Raw genomic sequence first — 15409 nt, 5'->3', positions numbered from 1 at the left:
ACGAATCGAGGCACAAGATGACCGCGACACACACCCGGCCGGAACACACGGCGAAGCAGGAATGGGCAACCGGCCTGACGGCCTTCGCGGCCGTGATGCTCTTCCTCGTCGGCCTGCTCGACATCTTCCGGGGCATCATGGCCATCGCCGAGGACGACATCTTCGTCACGACGCGCAACTACGTGTTCGAGTGGGACCTGACCGGCTGGGGCTGGATCCACCTCGTTCTGGGCGCGCTCGCCGTGATCGTCAGCATCGGGCTGCTCAAGGTCTCGGTGTGGGCGCGCGTCACCAGCGTGGCCATCGCCGGACTCGTCATCATCGCCAACTTCCTCTCCCTGCCGTACTACCCGGTGTGGTCGGTCGTGATGATCACGATCTCGGGCTTCATCATCTGGGCCGTGTGTGTGGTCCAGCGCGACAACCTCTTCGACCTGTCCGAGGAGCGCCCTCCGTCCGACGAGCGCCGGTCCTACGAGCAGCGCGGAACCTACGAGCAGCGCCGAACCTACGAGCAGCGCCCACCGTCCTAGTGCGACGCGGCGGGAACGCGAGGGGACCGGGAGGGGTGAGCCCGACGGCACGCATGGACAGTGCCGGACGGGCTCGCCTTGCCGTGCTCGCCCTGCTGGCAGGCATCGTGGTGCCGCTCGTGGCCGCCGGTCTGCGGAGCGTGCTGTGGGCGCTGGCCGGCATCGCCGGGCTGGCGCTCGCCGCCGTCGGGGTGTGGTGGACCCTGGCGCACACCGGCGTGCTGCGCGCCCTCGGGGCGGCCCTGTCGGTGGCCGCGCCGGTCGCTGTCCTCGCCCTGTATGCCACGTTCGGCATGCTGGGGCCGGCCCTGCTGTCCCTGGGCCTGTGGCTGCTGGCCGTCACGGCGGCACGTACGGCCCTGGCACCTGGTCACACGGCCGCCTCCCAACTGGCTTTCGCGGGGGCACCCCGTACCCCGTGGATCCTCATGAATCCACGCTCCGGCGGCGGCAAGGTGGGCCGTTTCCGCCTGGTGGAGAAGGCCCGGACGGCGGGCTGCCGGGTGGCCCTGCTCGACGCGGATCGGCACCAGGACGTCGCCGAACTGGCCCGGCAGGCCGTCGCCGAGGGAGCCGACCTCCTGGCGGTGGCGGGCGGCGACGGCACCCAGGCGCTGGTGGCCGAGGTCGCGGCACACCACGACGTGCCGTTCGTGGTGATTCCCGCCGGTACCCGCAACCACTTCGCCCTCGACCTCGGCCTGGACCGCGAGGATCCGGCGGCGGCCCTGGAAGCCCTGACCGACGGCGTCGAACTCCGCGTCGACCTCGGGTACGCCGCGGACCGGGTCTTCGTCAACAACGCCTCGTTCGGCACGTACGCGTCCGTCGTCACCGACCCCGCGTACCGGGACGCCAAGACCCGCACGACCCTGCGCACCCTCCCCGGCCTCCTCACCGGCGAGGACGCCCCCAGACTGCGGACGCGGGCCGACCGGAGGCACGTCGACGGACTCCAGGCGCTGCTCGTTTCCAACAATCCCTACGGACGCGCCGTCGACGCGGCCCGTCCAGGGCGCAGGGAACGGCTGGACTCGGGCCTGCTCGGTGTGGTGTGCGTACGGGTCGGCAACGCCGCCCAGGCGGCTCGCATCGTGCGCGGTCCGCGCTCCGGGCAACTCATCCGGCTGAACGCCGGGGAAGTCGTCGTCGAAAGCGACACGGGCACCCTCCCGGCCGGCATCGACGGAGAACACGTCGTTCTGCCGTCCCCCGTCGTGTGCCGCAGCGCGCCCGGGGCACTCCGGGTCCGCGTGCCGCGCCGTCGCCCCGGCACGTCACGGGCGAGCGGCGCGGCACCCGACTGGCCGCGCGTGGTACGGCTGGCGCTGGGCCGCTAGGGCGTGCCGGGCGTCGCGGGGCGGGCGGGACTTTGCGGACACGCCCTAGCCCGTCGCCAGCATCCCCGACCGCAGGCGGGCCACCGTCCGGGAGATCAGGCGGGAGACGTGCATCTGGGAGATGCCGAGGCGCTTGCCGATCTCCGCCTGGGTGAGTTCCTCGACGAAGCGCAGGTGGAGGATGAGGCGCTGGCGCTCGTCGAGTTCGGCGACCAGGGGGGCCAGCGCGTGGAAGTCCTCGACGAGTTCGAGGGCCGGGTCCTCCTCGCCGAGGAACTCGGAGAGCGTCGTGTCGCTCTCATCCGAGTCACCGGTGATCGCGGCGTCCAGGGACGAGGAGAGGTAACCGTTCGCCGCGACCTGGGCCTCGACGACCTCCTCCTCCGAGAGGTTCATCAGCGCCGCCAGCTCCGCGACCTTCGGCGCGCGGCCGAGGCGGGAGGACAGTTCCTCGGTGGCCTTGGCGAGTTCCGTACGGGCCTCCTGAAGGCGGCGCGGCACGTGCACGGCCCAGGACGTGTCGCGGAAGAACCGCTTGATCTCGCCGATGATGTACGGCACCGCGAAACTGGTGAACTGGACCTCGCGGGAGACCTCGAACCGGTCGATGGCCTTGATCAGGCCGATGACACCGACCTGGACGACGTCCTCCATCGCCTGGCCGCTCGCACGGAACCGGCGGGCCGCGAACCGCACCAGCGACATGTTCATCTCGATGAGCGTGTTGCGCGCGTACTGGTATTCGGGCGTGCCCTCCTCCAGCACGGCGAGCCGTTCGAGGAACTGGCCGGTCAGCTCGCGCGCGTCCTGCGGGGCGAGCTTCTGAGGCTCGGAGATCTGCGGCAGCTCCTCACCGGTGTCGGTGGCGGAATCCGTCGTCGTACCGATGCGCGTCGTCGCCGTCACGGGCCCTCCCTCGTAGTTCCGGCCCGCTCCCGTCCCCCGACAGGCCACCTCCAGCCCGCTACCCGCAGTCGCCCGGCTCATGCCCCGTGTCCTCCCCGTCGAGACGTTGACCACAGTCGGTGCAGGTCGGGGCGGTGACGGGGTACCCGCACCGTGGCTCACGGTACGGGCAGGAGGGTGGGGCGGTGCGTCGTGCAGGAGTTGGCAAAGGGACTCGTGGAGCAGACGGTTGTCGTTTGACAACTATAGTCGTGAGGCAACAATCTAGCCGTGCCATGCGGGCGCGGGGGAGGATCCGGAATGTTCGTCCCGGTGCCACGGCGGGCGCTTCAGGCAGTGCGGGTACCGGACGCGGCGGAGTCGTCGGAGTCGTCGTGTATCTGGGCCGCGGCCGCGTCGCAGAACGCCTCCAGCCCTTGCAGCAGCGCGACCCGCTTGGCGGCGGGCATCTGGTCGAGCACCGCGCGCAGCGTCTGTTCCCGGCGGATGCGCAGGTCGGCCAGGAAGGCGCGGCCCCGCCCGCTGAGGTGCAGCCGTACCTCGCGCCGGTCCGCCGCGCTCACCACGCGTTCGACGAACCCCGCCGCCTGGAGCCGGTCGCACAGCCGGCTGGTCGAGGGCGGCGTGGAGGCGAGGGAGTCGGCGAGGGTGCGCAGGTTGATGCCCTCGTGGTGCTCCAGGATGAGCAGCACGCGCAGCTGCGACGCCGAGGCGGGTGCCGTGGAGGCCCTGCCCCAGAGGACTTCCAGCAACTCCGCGGCCGTGGAGGTCACACGGGCGACCTCTGCTGGCTCAGGGCGGGGTCGGAGGGAAGTCACAGTCACACTCTCGCAGGCACCGGGATGGCCGTCAGCGTACTAGGCGGGCCGTGAGCCAGGGCCGACCACGGCCCCCGGGCCGGCACCGGCCCCGGGGCCGAGGGACATGCCCGAAGACCCGTGGGTGTCCGACCGAGGATTCAAGGATTGGGCTTCGACCATCGTGACGACGATCGTGAACAGACTCGTGACCGCCGAGCGCGCCCTGCGCACGGCGGCGCCCCATCAACTGCTGGACGCGGTCCGTCGTGTACTGACCGATCAGTACGCGGCGGACTCCGTCGAGCTGTACCTGGCCGACTACGGACTGACGGTGCTTCAGCCGGTGTCCGTGCCGCCGCACACCCTCCAGCCGGTGTCCGTGCACAACAGCCCGGCGGGCCGGGCCTTCGGCGCGCAGGAGCCGTACGTGGAGACCCTTCCGGGTGACTCGGGTGACGGAGTACGCGTGCATCTGCCGGTCACCGTGCGCGGTGACCGCCTCGGCGTGCTGACGGTGACCCTGCCGGGCGGCGAGCACGCCGACGGCTGCCTCGGCGAACTGGCCGAGATCGCCGAGGTGCTCGGGCACGAGGTCGTCGTGGCCGAGCGGGACACCGACGTGTACCTCCAGGCCCGCCGCAGGGACCGGCTCACCCTGGCCGCCGAGATGCAGTGGCAGTTGCTGCCGGGCCGCTCCTGCTCCCGCCCCGAGTACGAGCTGGGCGCACAGCTCGAACCGGCGTACGCGATCTTCGGCGACAACTTCGACTGGTCCGCCACGGCCGACCGGCTCAGTCTCTACGTCACCAACGGCATGGGCGAGGGCATAGAGGCCTCACTGCTGACGAACCTGGCGATCAACGCCCTGCGCAACGCGCGCCGGGCCGGCCTTCCCCTCGCCGACCAGGCGGCCCTGGCCGACCAGGCGGTGTACGCCCACTACCGGGGCCGCTGTTACCTGTCCGTGCTCATGCTGGACATCGAGCTGGCCACGGGGCGGGTCCGCGCGGTGGACGCCGGGTCCCCGCGGCTGCTGCGGCTGCGCCGGGGCGCGGTGGAGCGGGTGCCGTTCGACGCCCAGCTTCCGCTCGGCATGTTCGAGGAGACCGACTACGTGGCGCAGGAGTTCGTGGTCGAGCCCGGTGACCGGCTGGTCTTCGTCAGCGACGGCGTGTACGACGCCGGGTCGCCGGGCGGAGAGGCGTACGGGGCCGGAGCCCTGGCCCGGGCGATCCAGTCGACCCGGCTGCTCCGGGCCGCCGAGGTGCCCCGGGCCGTCCTGCGCGAACTGTCCGGCCACCGTGGCAGAACCGTCCCGGACGACGACGCCCTGGTGGTGTGTCTCGACTGGCGTGGGCGGTGAGGACCGGGGCAGACGCAGGTCAAAGGGTATGGACGAGCGGCTGTTTGGCGGTGTCGTAGGGCGGCCCTAATGTTTGTCATACGGCAAGTAATGGCCGAGGTGCCGTAGCGCGACCTCGGCCGGCCCACGCAAGGGAGCGATGCACGTGTCGGTGTCGGATGAGAACGCGGAACGGGAGCCGGCCGCACAGCAGGTGAGTGCCTTCCTTGAACGGCGCCGGGAGCAGATCGCCCAACGGTGGGCGGACGCCTCGCTGTTCCGCACGGTCTTCACCGTGTCCCGCGACGAGGCGGTGGAGGCGGGCAGGTCCGTGGCGGCTGCGCTGGCCGCGGTGGCGGCCACCGGACGGCTGGACGACATCCGGGACCCCGGGTTCGCTGCGGTGCGCGACCAGCTGGGGCGGATGGCGGCGTCCCGCGGCCGCATGGGGATCGGCGCGGACGGGCTCGCCGACGAGGTGGCCGCCCTGCGCGAACCGGTGACCGAGCTGCTGCGCGCCGAGTTCCCGGACCCGTACGCCCCCGAGGCCCAGGAGTGCCTGCTGGCCCTCACCGTGCTGATGGGCACGCTGCGTCTGGTCGTGCTGGAGACGACGGTCAGCGCGGGCGAGGAGGTGATCGCACGGCAGCGCGAGCAGCTGAACGAAGTGGCCACCCCGGTGATCAAACTCTGGGAGAGCACCGTCGCCGTACCGCTGATCGGCACGCTGGACAGCGCGCGCAGCCAGGTGGTCATGGAGAGCCTGCTGGACGCGATCGTCGCCGAACGCGCCCGGTTCGCCATCCTCGACATCACCGGCGTGCCCACGGTCGACTCGCTGGTCGCCCAGCACCTGATGAAGACGGTGGCCGCGGCCCGGCTGATGGGCGCCGAGTGCATCGTCTCCGGCATCCGGCCCGCGATCGCGCAGACCATCGTCCACCTGGGCATCGACCTCGGCACGGTGCTCACGCGCTCGAGCCTGGAGGACGCGCTGGCCTACGCGCTCAGCCGGCAGGGCGTCGAGATCGCTCCGGTCCGGGCGGCCGACGCGGGCGCGCGATGACCGGCCCCTCGGGGAACGGGCCCGCGGGATTCGGGCCCCCGATCGCCGGACCCTCGGGCGCCGGGCCCATGGGCGGGCACGGCTTCACGGTCCCGGTCCTCCGGCTGGGCGACATCCTGCTGGTCACCCTCCAGGGGGAACTGCACGACGGGATGGCCGAGCAGCTCCAGCAGGACATCACCGAGCGGATCGCGCACACCCGCGTGACCGGTGTGGTCATCGACATCTCCGGCGTGGACATCGTCGACTCCTTCCTGGGGCGGGTCCTCGCCGAGATCGCCGCGGGAGCCGGACTGCTGGCGGCCCGTACGGTGCTGGCGGGGATGCGCCCCGCGGTGGCGATCACCCTGGTCGAGCTGGGGCTCACCCTGGCCGGACTGCGTACGGCCCTGGACGTCGAACGCGCGATGGAGATGCTCACCGCGGGTGAGCAGGACGGAGGGAGTCCGTGATGCGGGCCTCCCGTCACGCCGCCCCGGCCAGCCTGCCGATCGGCTCGGACGCCGACCTGGCCTGGGTACGGCAGCAGGTCCGGCAGGCCGCCGCCGAGCTCGGGTTCGGTCTGGTGCAGCAGACCAAGCTCGTCACCGCCGCCAGTGAGCTGGCCCGCAACACCCTCGTCCACGGCGGCGGTGGCCACGTGGAGATCACCCCGCTGAACACCGGTCCCTCGCCCGGCCTGCGGCTGGCCTTCGTCGACGCCGGGCCCGGCATCCGCGACCTGGACCAGGCGATGACCGACGGCTACACCAGCGGCGGCGGGCTCGGCCTCGGCATGAGCGGGTCCAAGCGGCTGGTCCACGAGTTCGAGGTGGACAGCCGGCCCGGTGAGGGCACCACCGTCACCGTCACCGCCTGGGCCACGGTCGTGCCGCCGGCCCGGCCGGGGTCGTGATGAGCAGGGTGTGGGACGTGCCGGTGGACGACTCGACCCGCGTGCGGGACGTCCGGGTGGCGGCCGAGGCGGCCAGCGAGTGTGCCGGGCTCGGCCCGCAGCGCACCGCGACCGCGGCGCTCGTGGCGACGGAGCTGGCGACCAACCTGGTGCGGCACGCGGACGGCGGGTACGTCGTCATCAACCTCGTCGAGCGCGCACCCGCCGCCGACGGGCGCTTGTCCGTGCAGCTGGTCGCGCTCGACCACGGCCCGGGCATCCCGGACGTCGCGGCGGCGATGCGCGACGGCTACACCACCGCCGCCTCCCTGGGTGCCGGCCTCGGCACGTGCCGGCGCATAGCGAACGACTTCGACCTCCACAGCGCGTCCGGCCGGGGCACGGTGGCCGTGGCCCGCATCGACCACGAGCCACCCGCCGGCCGGCATCGGACGCCCCCGCGCGGTCTGCGCGCCGGTGGCGTCAACGTCCCCCTCGGCCGGGCCGAGTACTCCGGCGACGCATGGAGCCGGGTGTGCGCCGGCGACCGGCTGACCCTGCTGCTCGCCGACGGGCTCGGTCACGGCCCCAAGGCCGCCGAGGCGTCCGGCACCGCCGTGGACGCGCTGCACGAGGTGGCCGACCGGCCGCCCGCCGAGATACTGCGGCATCTGGGCCGGGCCCTGCGCCGCACCCGGGGCGCGGCGGTCGCCGTGGCCCAACTGGACATCGGTTCCGGCCGGTTGCACTTCGCGGGGATCGGCAACGTCGGCGCCCGCCTGCGGAGCGACGGCACCTGGAAGGCCATGCTGTCCCAGCCCGGCATCGTGGGCGCGCAGGCCCCGGCGTCCGTGTCCGTGCAGCGGCAGCCGTGGCGGGACGACAGCCTGCTCGTCCTGCACAGCGACGGCCTGCCCGGCCGCTGGACACCACCGGACGACACCGTGCTCCTGGGCTGCGACCCTTCGGTGGTGGCCGCCGTGGTCCTCCGGGACGCGGGCAGCGCGGCTCGTCCGGTGCGGGACGACACGTGTGTGGCGGTGCTGGCGGGTGCCGGCGCCGGTGGGGCGAGCCGTCACGGCTCGGAGGGCTGAGAGGGCTGACCGCCCGGAGCCGCCGCCGCTACGGTCCGTCAGTCGGGTCGGTCCCGTCAGTCGGGTCGGTCCCGTCAGTCGGGTCGGTCCCGTCAGTCGGGTCTGCCCCGTCAGCGCGGTGGGCCCCGTCCGCACGCGGGATCTCCGCATCCCGCGCGGCGAGAAACCCCCGCAACCCCCGGCTCAACGCCACCCGTTCCCCCGGTTCCATCGCCGCCAGCGTCCTGGCCAGGGCCTGTGCCCTGCGACCTGCGACGTCGCCCAGGACATGCCGCCCGTGCGTGGTGAGCCACAGCTGTACCTCGCGGCGGGTGTCCGGGTGCGGGGCGCGCTCCAGGAGGCCGGCCGCGGCCAGTCGGTCGCAGAGGCGGCTGGCGGTGGGAAGGCCGATGTCGAGCTGGTCCGCCAGGGCCGTCAGGTTCAGGCCGGGCGCCGCCTCCAGGGTGCGCAGCGCCCGCAGCTGGTGCAGGGACAGCCGCAGGGACGCCTCCTGGGCGGCGACCGACCACAGGGCCGCCAGGCTCTCCACGGCGTCGGCTATCTGTGCCGCGACGACCTCCGGGCCATCGCCCGGTCTCCTCGCCCGGTGGTCGCCGGGGCCGCCGAGATCGGTCACGAAACGGTCACTTTCCATAAGCTCCGGGTACTGCGGAGGTCGCCCTCATTCAAAGGCTGTACCCGATGAGCCGAGGGGCAAGCCGCCTCGTTCGGCACCCGGCCGGGCCGGGAAGCTCAGCCCGCGCTGAGCCCCGTCAGCGCGGCGAGCGGCAGGGTGTGCTGGGTCTGGAGGACCTTCGCGCGCAGGTAGCGGACGTTGTGCGCGGTGGTGAAGACGCCCGTGGGGACGCGGTCGCGGACGTCCACGCCCAGGCCGCGCAGCTGGGCGGCCTTGTCGGGGTTGTTGGAGAGCAGGTCCAGCTCGCCGATGCCCAGGGCCCGGAGCATCTGGGCGGCCGCCGTGTAGTCGCGGGCGTCCTCCGGCAGCCCCAGGGCCGCGTTCGCCTCGTAGGTGTCGAGGCCCTCGTCCTGGAGGGCGTACGCGTCGAGCTTGTTGTAGAGGCCGATGCCCCGGCCCTCCTGGCGGAGGTAGAGGAGCACGCCCCCGCGCTCGGCTATGCGCTCGACCGCCTCGCGGAGCTGCGGACCGCAGTCGCAGCGGGCGGAGCCGAACACGTCCCCGGTCAGGCACTCGGAGTGCAGCCGCACCAGCGGAACCGGGCCGGGCTCACCCAGCACGACGGCCACGTGCTCCTGGCCGTCGGCCAGGCCGTGGAAGGTGACGACCTCGGCGTCGACCTCGTAACCGTCGTGGAAGCGCAGCGGGACCCGGACGCGGGAGCGCGGGCTGGCGAGGACAGCGGGGGTGTCGGGCATGCGGGGCCTCCGGGTTCCGTTCCTGTTCGGCTGCACAGCCGTCGGCTTGCAGGCTGCTTCAGATTTGAAGCAGATCCACGTCCGGAACCCTACCCTTGCTTTAAATTTGAAGCAATGAGAAGCGGTGACGTCGAGGCGTGTTGTGATGTGCCTCACAAACGGCTGCCTCAGGAGCAAGCCGTGGAGGACCTCCGTCGCCACGGCACGTCGTCCGACGCCGGCCGTGTCCCGTCCTCCTGGAGCCCCTGCGCGATCGCCATGGAGATCTCCTCCAGTTGCCCCACCTGCTCCTCGCTGAGCCGGTCGAACAGGAAGCTCCGCACGGTCTCGACGTGCCCGGGCGCCGCCCGGTCAAGTACGGCGAACCCGTCGTCGGTCAGGGCCGCGATGCTGCCCCGCTTGTCGTACCGGCAGGCCTCGCGCCGCACCATGCCGTCCTTCTCCAGCCGTGTCACCGCGTACGTCAGCCGGCTGCGCGTGATCTTCAGCCGCTCGGCGAGATCGGTCATGCGCAGCCGCCGCTCCGGGGACTCCGACAGGACGGACAGGATGGAGTAGTACAGGTGAGGCATGCCGGCGTCCTGCTGGAGCTGCCGGTCGATCGCGTCCTCCAGGAGCAGCGATGCGGCGATGTACGCGCGCCAGGCGCGTTGCTCCTCGGGGGAGAGCCAGCGAGTCGTCATGCCCCCAGTGTAGGTTTGTTTCAAACTTGAACCAAGCTCTTCCCGTCAGCCCGCCGTCCGCCACGAGTTTCCACGAGCCGGGAGCGTCGATGCCCCATCCGTACGTCCTGCTGTCCGCCGCCGTCTCCCTCGACGGCTACCTGGACGACACCGGCCCCGAACGCCTGCTCCTGTCCAGCCCGGCCGACTTCGACCGGGTCGACGAGGTCCGGGCGTCCGTCGACGCGATCCTGATCGGCGCCGGGACCGTCCGCGCCGACAACCCGCGCCTGCTGGTCAACTCACCCGAGCGGCGCGCCGCCCGCACGGCAGCCGGCCTGCCGGAGTACCCCCTCAAGGTCACGGTCAGCGGCTCCGGCGACCTCGACCCGGCGGCCCAGTTCTGGCACACCGGCGGCGAGAAGGTCCTCTACACCACCGACAAGGGCGCCGAACGCGCCCGTGCCCTCGGCCTGGCCACCGACATCGTCCCACTCGGCGCCGACCTCGACTGGCGGCGGCTCCTCACCCACCTGCACGACGTCCGGGGCGTACGACGGCTCATGGTCGAGGGCGGCGGCCTGATCCACACCCAGCTCCTCACCCAGGGCCTGGCCGACGAACTCCAGCTTGTCCTCGCCCCGCTCTTCGTCGGCGACCCCGGGGCACCCCGCCTCTTCGGGCCCGGCGGCTATCAGTCCGGGCGGCTCCGGCTGCTGGAGACCCGGCGCATCGAGGACGTGGTCCTCATGCGCTACGAACCGACCGCTCCCGGCACCGGCCCGCTCCCCGTCGCCGCCGACCACCACTGGCTGGGCCTCGCCTGCGAACTGGCGGCACAGTGTCCGCCGTCGGACACGGCGTTCAGCGTCGGCGCGGTGGTGGTCGCGGCCGACGGCACGGAGCTGGCCCGCGGCCACTCCCGGGAGGGCGGCGACCCGGTCGTGCACGCCGAGGAGGCGGCCCTGGCGAAGACCGACCCGGCCGACCCCAGGCTCGCCGGCGCGACGGTCTACAGCAGCCTGGAGCCCTGCGCCCGCCGGGCCTCCCGCCCCGCACCCTGCGCCCGGCTGATCCTCGACGCGGGCGTACGGCGCGTGGTCACGGCCTGGCGCGAGCCGGACACCTTCGTGGCGGAAGCCGACGGCAGCGGCGTCCTGGCGGCCGGCGGAGTGGAGGTCGTCGTCCTCCCGGAACACGAGGAGCGGGCCAAGGCCCCCAACCGCCACCTGCCGCGCTGACCGCGGTCCGATCGGCCCCGGAGACGCTCGCCCACGCGGGCAACCCTGGCCGCTGAGCACCGGGTGTGCGCGAGGGGTCCCGCGGATGGCGTACACTGGAGTCACAACGACGCGGGGTGGAGCAGCTCGGTAGCTCGCTGGGCTCATAACCCAGAGGTCGCAGGTTCAAATCCTGTCCCCGCTACTGAAGGCCGAGGGCCGGAATCCGAAAGGGTTCCGGCCCTCGGTGCATTTCCCGATGCCCTCATTACTGTCGGTGAGTGAATCACATCGCTGCGCCTAACAACTGACACACCGTCAAAACTCGTGAGTCACTTACGTGGCGGTCAACTCGCCCGATTTGGGCCGGTCATGGCAGGTTGGTCCGCGCGAAAAAGGTTAATGATCAAGCGGAATCGCTGGAATCCCCACCGCGCGTCTATTAACGTTCGATAACGCAGCGCGGTCGTCCCAGCCGTCACAGAAGGCGGCTCCGTGCGCACGCGCCGAATCCCGAAAGGGAACCGGGGAACCACTACTTGGGGTGAATCGGGCGTAAGCCGCCGTGGAAGCACGGCAGTTATACGCGCGTAGGAGACCTTCCTGCTCCGAACCCGTCAGCTAACCCGGTAGGCGAGAAGGAAGGAAAGGAGTACGCCCACGTGGCGTCCAACCGGCCTGCCCCCGCGGCCCCGTCCGCGCACAACCAGCGCGACACCGAAACCTTCGGCTACGGCGGTCACCGCACCGAGGAGGGCCCGTTCCAGGAATGGAACCCCACCGCGGAGTCCATCCGTCCCGTCCGTGGCCGGCATCGCGTCACCAAGCAGCGCGGCGGAGGCCTCGCCCGCAGCTCCACCGTCCTGGGCGTCGGCGTCATAGCAGCCGTGGGCGCGGGCGGCATGGCCAGCGCCCAGACCGGCAAGCCGCCGGTGTCGATCTCCGTTCCGGACCTTCCCTCGGTGGGTTCCCTCATTTCGGACGACGACACCCCCGAAGGCTCCGCCACCCCGCTCAGCGACCTCGCCACGCCGGCCGCCGACACCGAGCGGGGCACCTCCGGCGCCGGTGAGGCCCTGCGCGCCCGGATCATGGCGCAGGTCGAGCACCAGCAGGAGCAGATCGAGACCAAGGCCGCGCAGGACGCCGCGGATGCCGCTCAGAAGGCGGCAGCGGAAGCCGCCGCCAAGGCGGAGAAGGAAGCCAAGGCCAAGGCCGCCGAAGCCAAGCGGAAGGCGGAGGAGGAGGCCCGGAAGAAGGCCGAGGCCGAGCGGCTCGCCGCCCTCGCCAAGCAGTACACGCTGCCGACCTCCGCGTACACCATCACCTCGACCTTCGGCCAGGCCGGCGCCTACTGGTCCTCCGGCTACCACACCGGTCTCGACTTCGCCGCCCCCACGGGCACGCCGATCAAGGCGGTGCACAGCGGCACCATCACCGAGGCGGGCTGGAACGGTTCGTACGGCTACAAGACGGTCCTCACCCTCGATGACGGCACGGAGATCTGGTACGCGCACCAGTCGTCCATCGGCGTCAGCGTCGGCCAGAAGGTCAGCACGGGTGACGTCATCGGCCGCGTGGGCGCGACCGGCAACGTCACCGGGGCGCACCTGCACCTGGAGGTCCACACCGGTGGGTCCACCAACGGGGTCGACCCGCTGGCGTGGCTGCGGGGCAAGGGCCTGAGCGTCTGAGCGTCGGCGTTTCCGGTCTCGTGCGGGGGCTTCGTGCGGGGGTGTTTACGGAGGTTTTGCGTCCGCTCCGGAATGAGCCTTCCCCGCACGGCCGTTGACACGGAGCATGACTTCTCTTCGCAAGCTCGGCTCCTCCGACCTCGAGGTCTTCCCGCTCGCCCTCGGCGGCAACGTCTTCGGCTGGACCGCGGACGAGGCACAGTCGTTCGCCGTCCTCGACGCGTACACCGCAGCCGGCGGCAACTTCGTCGACTCCGCCGACGTCTACTCGGCGTGGGTGGACGGCAACCAGGGCGGCGAGTCCGAGACCGTCCTCGGCAAGTGGCTGACGTCGCGCGGCAACCGCGCGGACGTCGTCGTCGCCACGAAGGTCAGCCAGCACCCCGAGTTCCAGGGCCTGTCCGCCGCCAACATCAAGGCCGCCGCCGACGCCTCCCTGCGGCGCCTCGGCACCGACTACATCGACCTCTACTACACCCACTACGACAAGCCCGAGGTGCCGGTGGAGGAGATCATCGGCGCGCTCGACGAACTCGTGACGGCCGGGAAGGTGCGGCACATCGCCGCCTCCAACATCTCCGCGGAGCGGCTGCGGGCCTCCCTGGAGTTCTCCGACCGCGAGGGGCTCGCCCGCTATGTGGCCCTCCAGCCCCACTACAACCTGGTCTCCCGCGACACCTACGAGGGCGAGCTCCAGGACCTCGCCGCTCGGACCGGCCTGGCGGCCGTCCCCTACTACGCGCTCGCGTCGGGCTTCCTGACCGGCAAGTACCGGCCCGGTACGAGCGTCGACAGCGCGCGGGCGGGCGGCGCCGCCCAGCACCTGGAGACCGAGCGGGGCCGCCGGGTCCTCGACGCCCTCGACGAGATCGCCGCGGCCCACGACGTCCCCGTCGCCACGGTCGCCCTCGCCTGGCTCGCGGCCCAGCCGACGGTGGTGGCGCCGATCGCGTCCGCACGGACGGTGGAGCAACTGCCCGCGCTGATCGGGGTCGGGGAGCTGACGCTGACGGAGGCGGAGCTCGGGCGGCTCACGGAGGCTTCGGCCTGATCGGTTCCGACCGGGGGCCGACTCGGTTGTCGGCTACGACCGGTACGGGTTGTACGCCGGGTACGGCGTCGCCGTCGGCGTCGCATGCGTTGCCGGACTCGTCGGGTAGCCGTACCCGTACGCCCCGTACACCGGCCAGGGCGGGGCCGCCACCGGTACCGGAGGGGCCGTGATCCGCGCGGCGTAGTCCAGCGCGGGGCGGGCCGTCTCCCTGCGTCGCCACAGTTCGTCCAGCAGTTCCCGTTCCCGTACGACGAAGTCGGCACCGGCGCGGCCGCGGCGGCCCCGGTGCCGCAGGAACGCCAGGGACGTCGCGTACCCCTCGTACTGCGCGACCTGCCCCGCCGCCGCCCTGCCCGCGTGGCGGCGGGCGTACTGGCGGGCGATACGCCGGGCCCGCATCGAGCCGAGGGCGTACGGCTCGACCGGGGACAGCCAGCCGGCCACGGCGTAGACGGGCAGCTCCGTCCGTACGGTCTTCAGCTCCCGCTGCCGTGTCCAGATCACCAGCCACGTCAGCAGCCCGAAGATGGGCACCATGAACGCCGCGTACACGGCGAAGAACCCGTACTCGCCGAACGCCGACGAGCCGTTCCACATCGCGTGCAGGCCCATCGCGAGCAGCAGTCCGGAGAGCGGGAAGGCGACGCGGCGGATGTGCTGGCCGTCCGCCGCGAGCGCGGAGATGCCGAAGCCGATGCCCGTGAGGACGGTGAAGAGCGGGTGCGCGAACGGCGACATGATGATGCGCACGAAGAAGGTCGCCGCCGTGACGGAGGCGATGCCGGTGCCGCCGGTGAGCTGGTCGGTGCCGAAGGCGGTGCCCAGATAGAGGATGTTCTCCGTGAACGCGAAGCCGGTGGCGGTGACGCCGGCTATGACGACTCCGTCGAGGATGCCGGTGAAGTCGCGGCGCCGGAAGAGGAAGACCAGTAAGACGGCCGCCGCCTTGGCCGTCTCCTCGACCACCGGGGCTATGACGGTCGCGCCGAGCGTGTCCGCGCTGGACGGATCCGCCGTCGCCGTCGCTATCCACCTGGTCGCGAAGCTGTTGGCGACGATCGCGATCAGCGCCGCCGCGCAGGCGCCCCAGGCGAAGCAGAACAGCAGATTGCGCCAGGGGCCCGGTTCGACCCGGTCCAGCCAGCGGAACGCGGCTATGAGCAGGGGCACCGGGAGCGTGGCCAGCCCCAGCCCGACCAGGAACCCCTCCGTGCCGGTCTCCTCGCGGACCAGGGCGAGGATGACGAGGCCGGATATCGCGAGGAGCGTGGTCAGCGCCCCGTAGCGCACCCAGGCGCGTTGCCACCAGTGGGCGTGCCGCAGGGGGTCGGCGGCGGGTGCGCCGTCGACGGGAGCACGGGGATAGAGATGTGGGGGGCAGGTGGCCACGGCATTGACCCTAACGACGGATGGGCGCTGTCCGCAGGCGGAAGGGACGCGGGTGCGGGGA

At 72.1% G+C, this 15409-nt stretch carries 15 protein-coding genes, 1 tRNA gene, 1 pseudogene and 1 riboswitch; of the genes and pseudogenes, 11 read left to right on the top strand and 6 right to left on the bottom strand.

The features are described from left to right. The first annotated feature begins 17 nt into the window (after positions 1-17). Together CP976_RS20955 and CP976_RS20950 are read left to right on the top strand one after the other, a co-directional pair. Positions 18-533 (top strand): DUF7144 family membrane protein, encoded by a 516-nt coding sequence (locus CP976_RS20955; RefSeq protein ID WP_150481768.1) that lies wholly within the window; start codon positions 18-20, stop codon positions 531-533. 53 nt (positions 534-586) lie between these two features. Continuing rightward, positions 587-1873, top strand: a complete 1287-nt coding sequence (locus CP976_RS20950) for a diacylglycerol/lipid kinase family protein (protein WP_150485430.1) — start codon at positions 587-589, stop codon at positions 1871-1873. 45 nt (positions 1874-1918) lie between these two features. Here CP976_RS20950 and CP976_RS20945 read toward each other — a convergent pair whose 3' ends face one another. Further along, the gene (locus CP976_RS20945) at positions 1919-2779 is read right to left on the bottom strand and encodes an RNA polymerase sigma factor SigF (protein WP_150481767.1); all 861 of its coding nucleotides are present in this window, start codon (positions 2777-2779) and stop codon (positions 1919-1921) included. Positions 2780-3108: 329 nt separating this feature from the next. Continuing rightward, a complete protein-coding gene (locus CP976_RS20940) occupies positions 3109-3603 on the bottom strand; it encodes a MarR family transcriptional regulator (RefSeq protein WP_167537379.1) in 495 nt (164 codons plus the stop codon). A gap of 169 nt (positions 3604-3772) precedes the next feature. On the opposite strand from CP976_RS20940, the gene CP976_RS20935 reads away from it, so the two are divergent. The 5 genes from CP976_RS20935 to CP976_RS20915 all read left to right on the top strand — a co-directional run bounded on the left by CP976_RS20935 (position 3773) and on the right by CP976_RS20915 (position 7955). Next, a complete protein-coding gene (locus tag CP976_RS20935) occupies positions 3773-4942 on the top strand; it encodes a PP2C family protein-serine/threonine phosphatase (RefSeq protein ID WP_150481765.1) in 1170 nt (389 codons plus the stop codon). 145 nt (positions 4943-5087) lie between these two features. Next, positions 5088-5987, top strand: coding sequence for an STAS domain-containing protein (locus tag CP976_RS20930; protein WP_244403665.1), 900 nt, complete (start codon positions 5088-5090; stop codon positions 5985-5987). A 68-nt stretch (positions 5988-6055) separates the two neighbouring features. Continuing rightward, positions 6056-6439, top strand: coding sequence for an STAS domain-containing protein (locus CP976_RS20925; protein ID WP_150485429.1), 384 nt, complete (start codon positions 6056-6058; stop codon positions 6437-6439). Beyond that, entirely contained in the window at positions 6439-6882 is a 444-nt protein-coding gene (locus CP976_RS20920) for an anti-sigma regulatory factor (protein ID WP_150481763.1), read from the top strand. The genes CP976_RS20925 and CP976_RS20920 overlap by 1 nt, the downstream gene beginning before the upstream one ends. Next, the gene (locus CP976_RS20915) at positions 6882-7955 is read left to right on the top strand and encodes an ATP-binding SpoIIE family protein phosphatase (protein ID WP_150481762.1); all 1074 of its coding nucleotides are present in this window, start codon (positions 6882-6884) and stop codon (positions 7953-7955) included. The genes CP976_RS20920 and CP976_RS20915 overlap by 1 nt, the downstream gene beginning before the upstream one ends. Positions 7956-8091: 136 nt before the next feature. Here CP976_RS20915 and CP976_RS20910 read toward each other — a convergent pair. The 3 genes and pseudogenes from CP976_RS20910 to CP976_RS20900 form a co-directional block, all read right to left on the bottom strand. After that, positions 8092-8571, bottom strand: a pseudogene (locus tag CP976_RS20910) (MarR family winged helix-turn-helix transcriptional regulator); the annotation flags it as partial. Between the two features lie 116 nt (positions 8572-8687). Further along, positions 8688-9329 carry a GTP cyclohydrolase II gene (locus CP976_RS20905; RefSeq protein WP_150481761.1) on the bottom strand — a complete coding sequence of 214 codons (642 nt, stop codon included), beginning with the start codon at positions 9327-9329 and terminating at the stop codon, positions 8688-8690. Positions 9330-9496: 167 nt separating this feature from the next. Then, on the bottom strand, positions 9497-10012 hold the full coding sequence (locus CP976_RS20900; RefSeq protein ID WP_150481760.1) for a MarR family winged helix-turn-helix transcriptional regulator: 516 nt from the start codon (positions 10010-10012) through the stop codon (positions 9497-9499). 89 nt (positions 10013-10101) lie between these two features. Between CP976_RS20900 and CP976_RS20895 the strand changes: the two genes are divergently transcribed. The 4 genes from CP976_RS20895 (at position 10102) to CP976_RS20880 (ending at position 13956) form a co-directional block, all read left to right on the top strand. Further along, positions 10102-11232, top strand: a complete 1131-nt coding sequence (locus CP976_RS20895; protein ID WP_150481759.1) for a dihydrofolate reductase family protein — start codon at positions 10102-10104, stop codon at positions 11230-11232. A gap of 110 nt (positions 11233-11342) precedes the next feature. After that, positions 11343-11416: transfer RNA gene (locus tag CP976_RS20890), tRNA-Met, on the top strand. Positions 11417-11705: 289 nt separating this feature from the next. Next, a riboswitch (cyclic di-AMP (ydaO/yuaA leader) is annotated at positions 11706-11862 on the top strand. Between the two features lie 11 nt (positions 11863-11873). Next, positions 11874-12905 (top strand): M23 family metallopeptidase, encoded by a 1032-nt coding sequence (locus tag CP976_RS20885; protein ID WP_150481758.1) that lies wholly within the window; start codon positions 11874-11876, stop codon positions 12903-12905. Between the two features lie 106 nt (positions 12906-13011). Then, complete coding sequence (locus tag CP976_RS20880) at positions 13012-13956, top strand: aldo/keto reductase (protein ID WP_150481757.1); 945 nt, start codon at positions 13012-13014, stop codon at positions 13954-13956. Positions 13957-13989: 33 nt separating this feature from the next. On the opposite strand, the gene CP976_RS20875 is transcribed toward CP976_RS20880, so the two are convergent. Further along, the gene (locus CP976_RS20875) at positions 13990-15348 is read right to left on the bottom strand and encodes a PrsW family intramembrane metalloprotease (RefSeq protein ID WP_373304860.1); all 1359 of its coding nucleotides are present in this window, start codon (positions 15346-15348) and stop codon (positions 13990-13992) included. Between the last annotated feature and the right edge of the window lie 61 nt (positions 15349-15409).

The sequence above is a fragment of the Streptomyces coeruleorubidus genome (assembly GCF_008705135.1).
Classification (GTDB): Bacteria; Actinomycetota; Actinomycetes; order Streptomycetales; family Streptomycetaceae; genus Streptomyces; species Streptomyces coeruleofuscus.
Note: the sequence above shows the minus strand (reverse complement) of the source record. Positions and strands in the feature narration are given on the sequence as shown.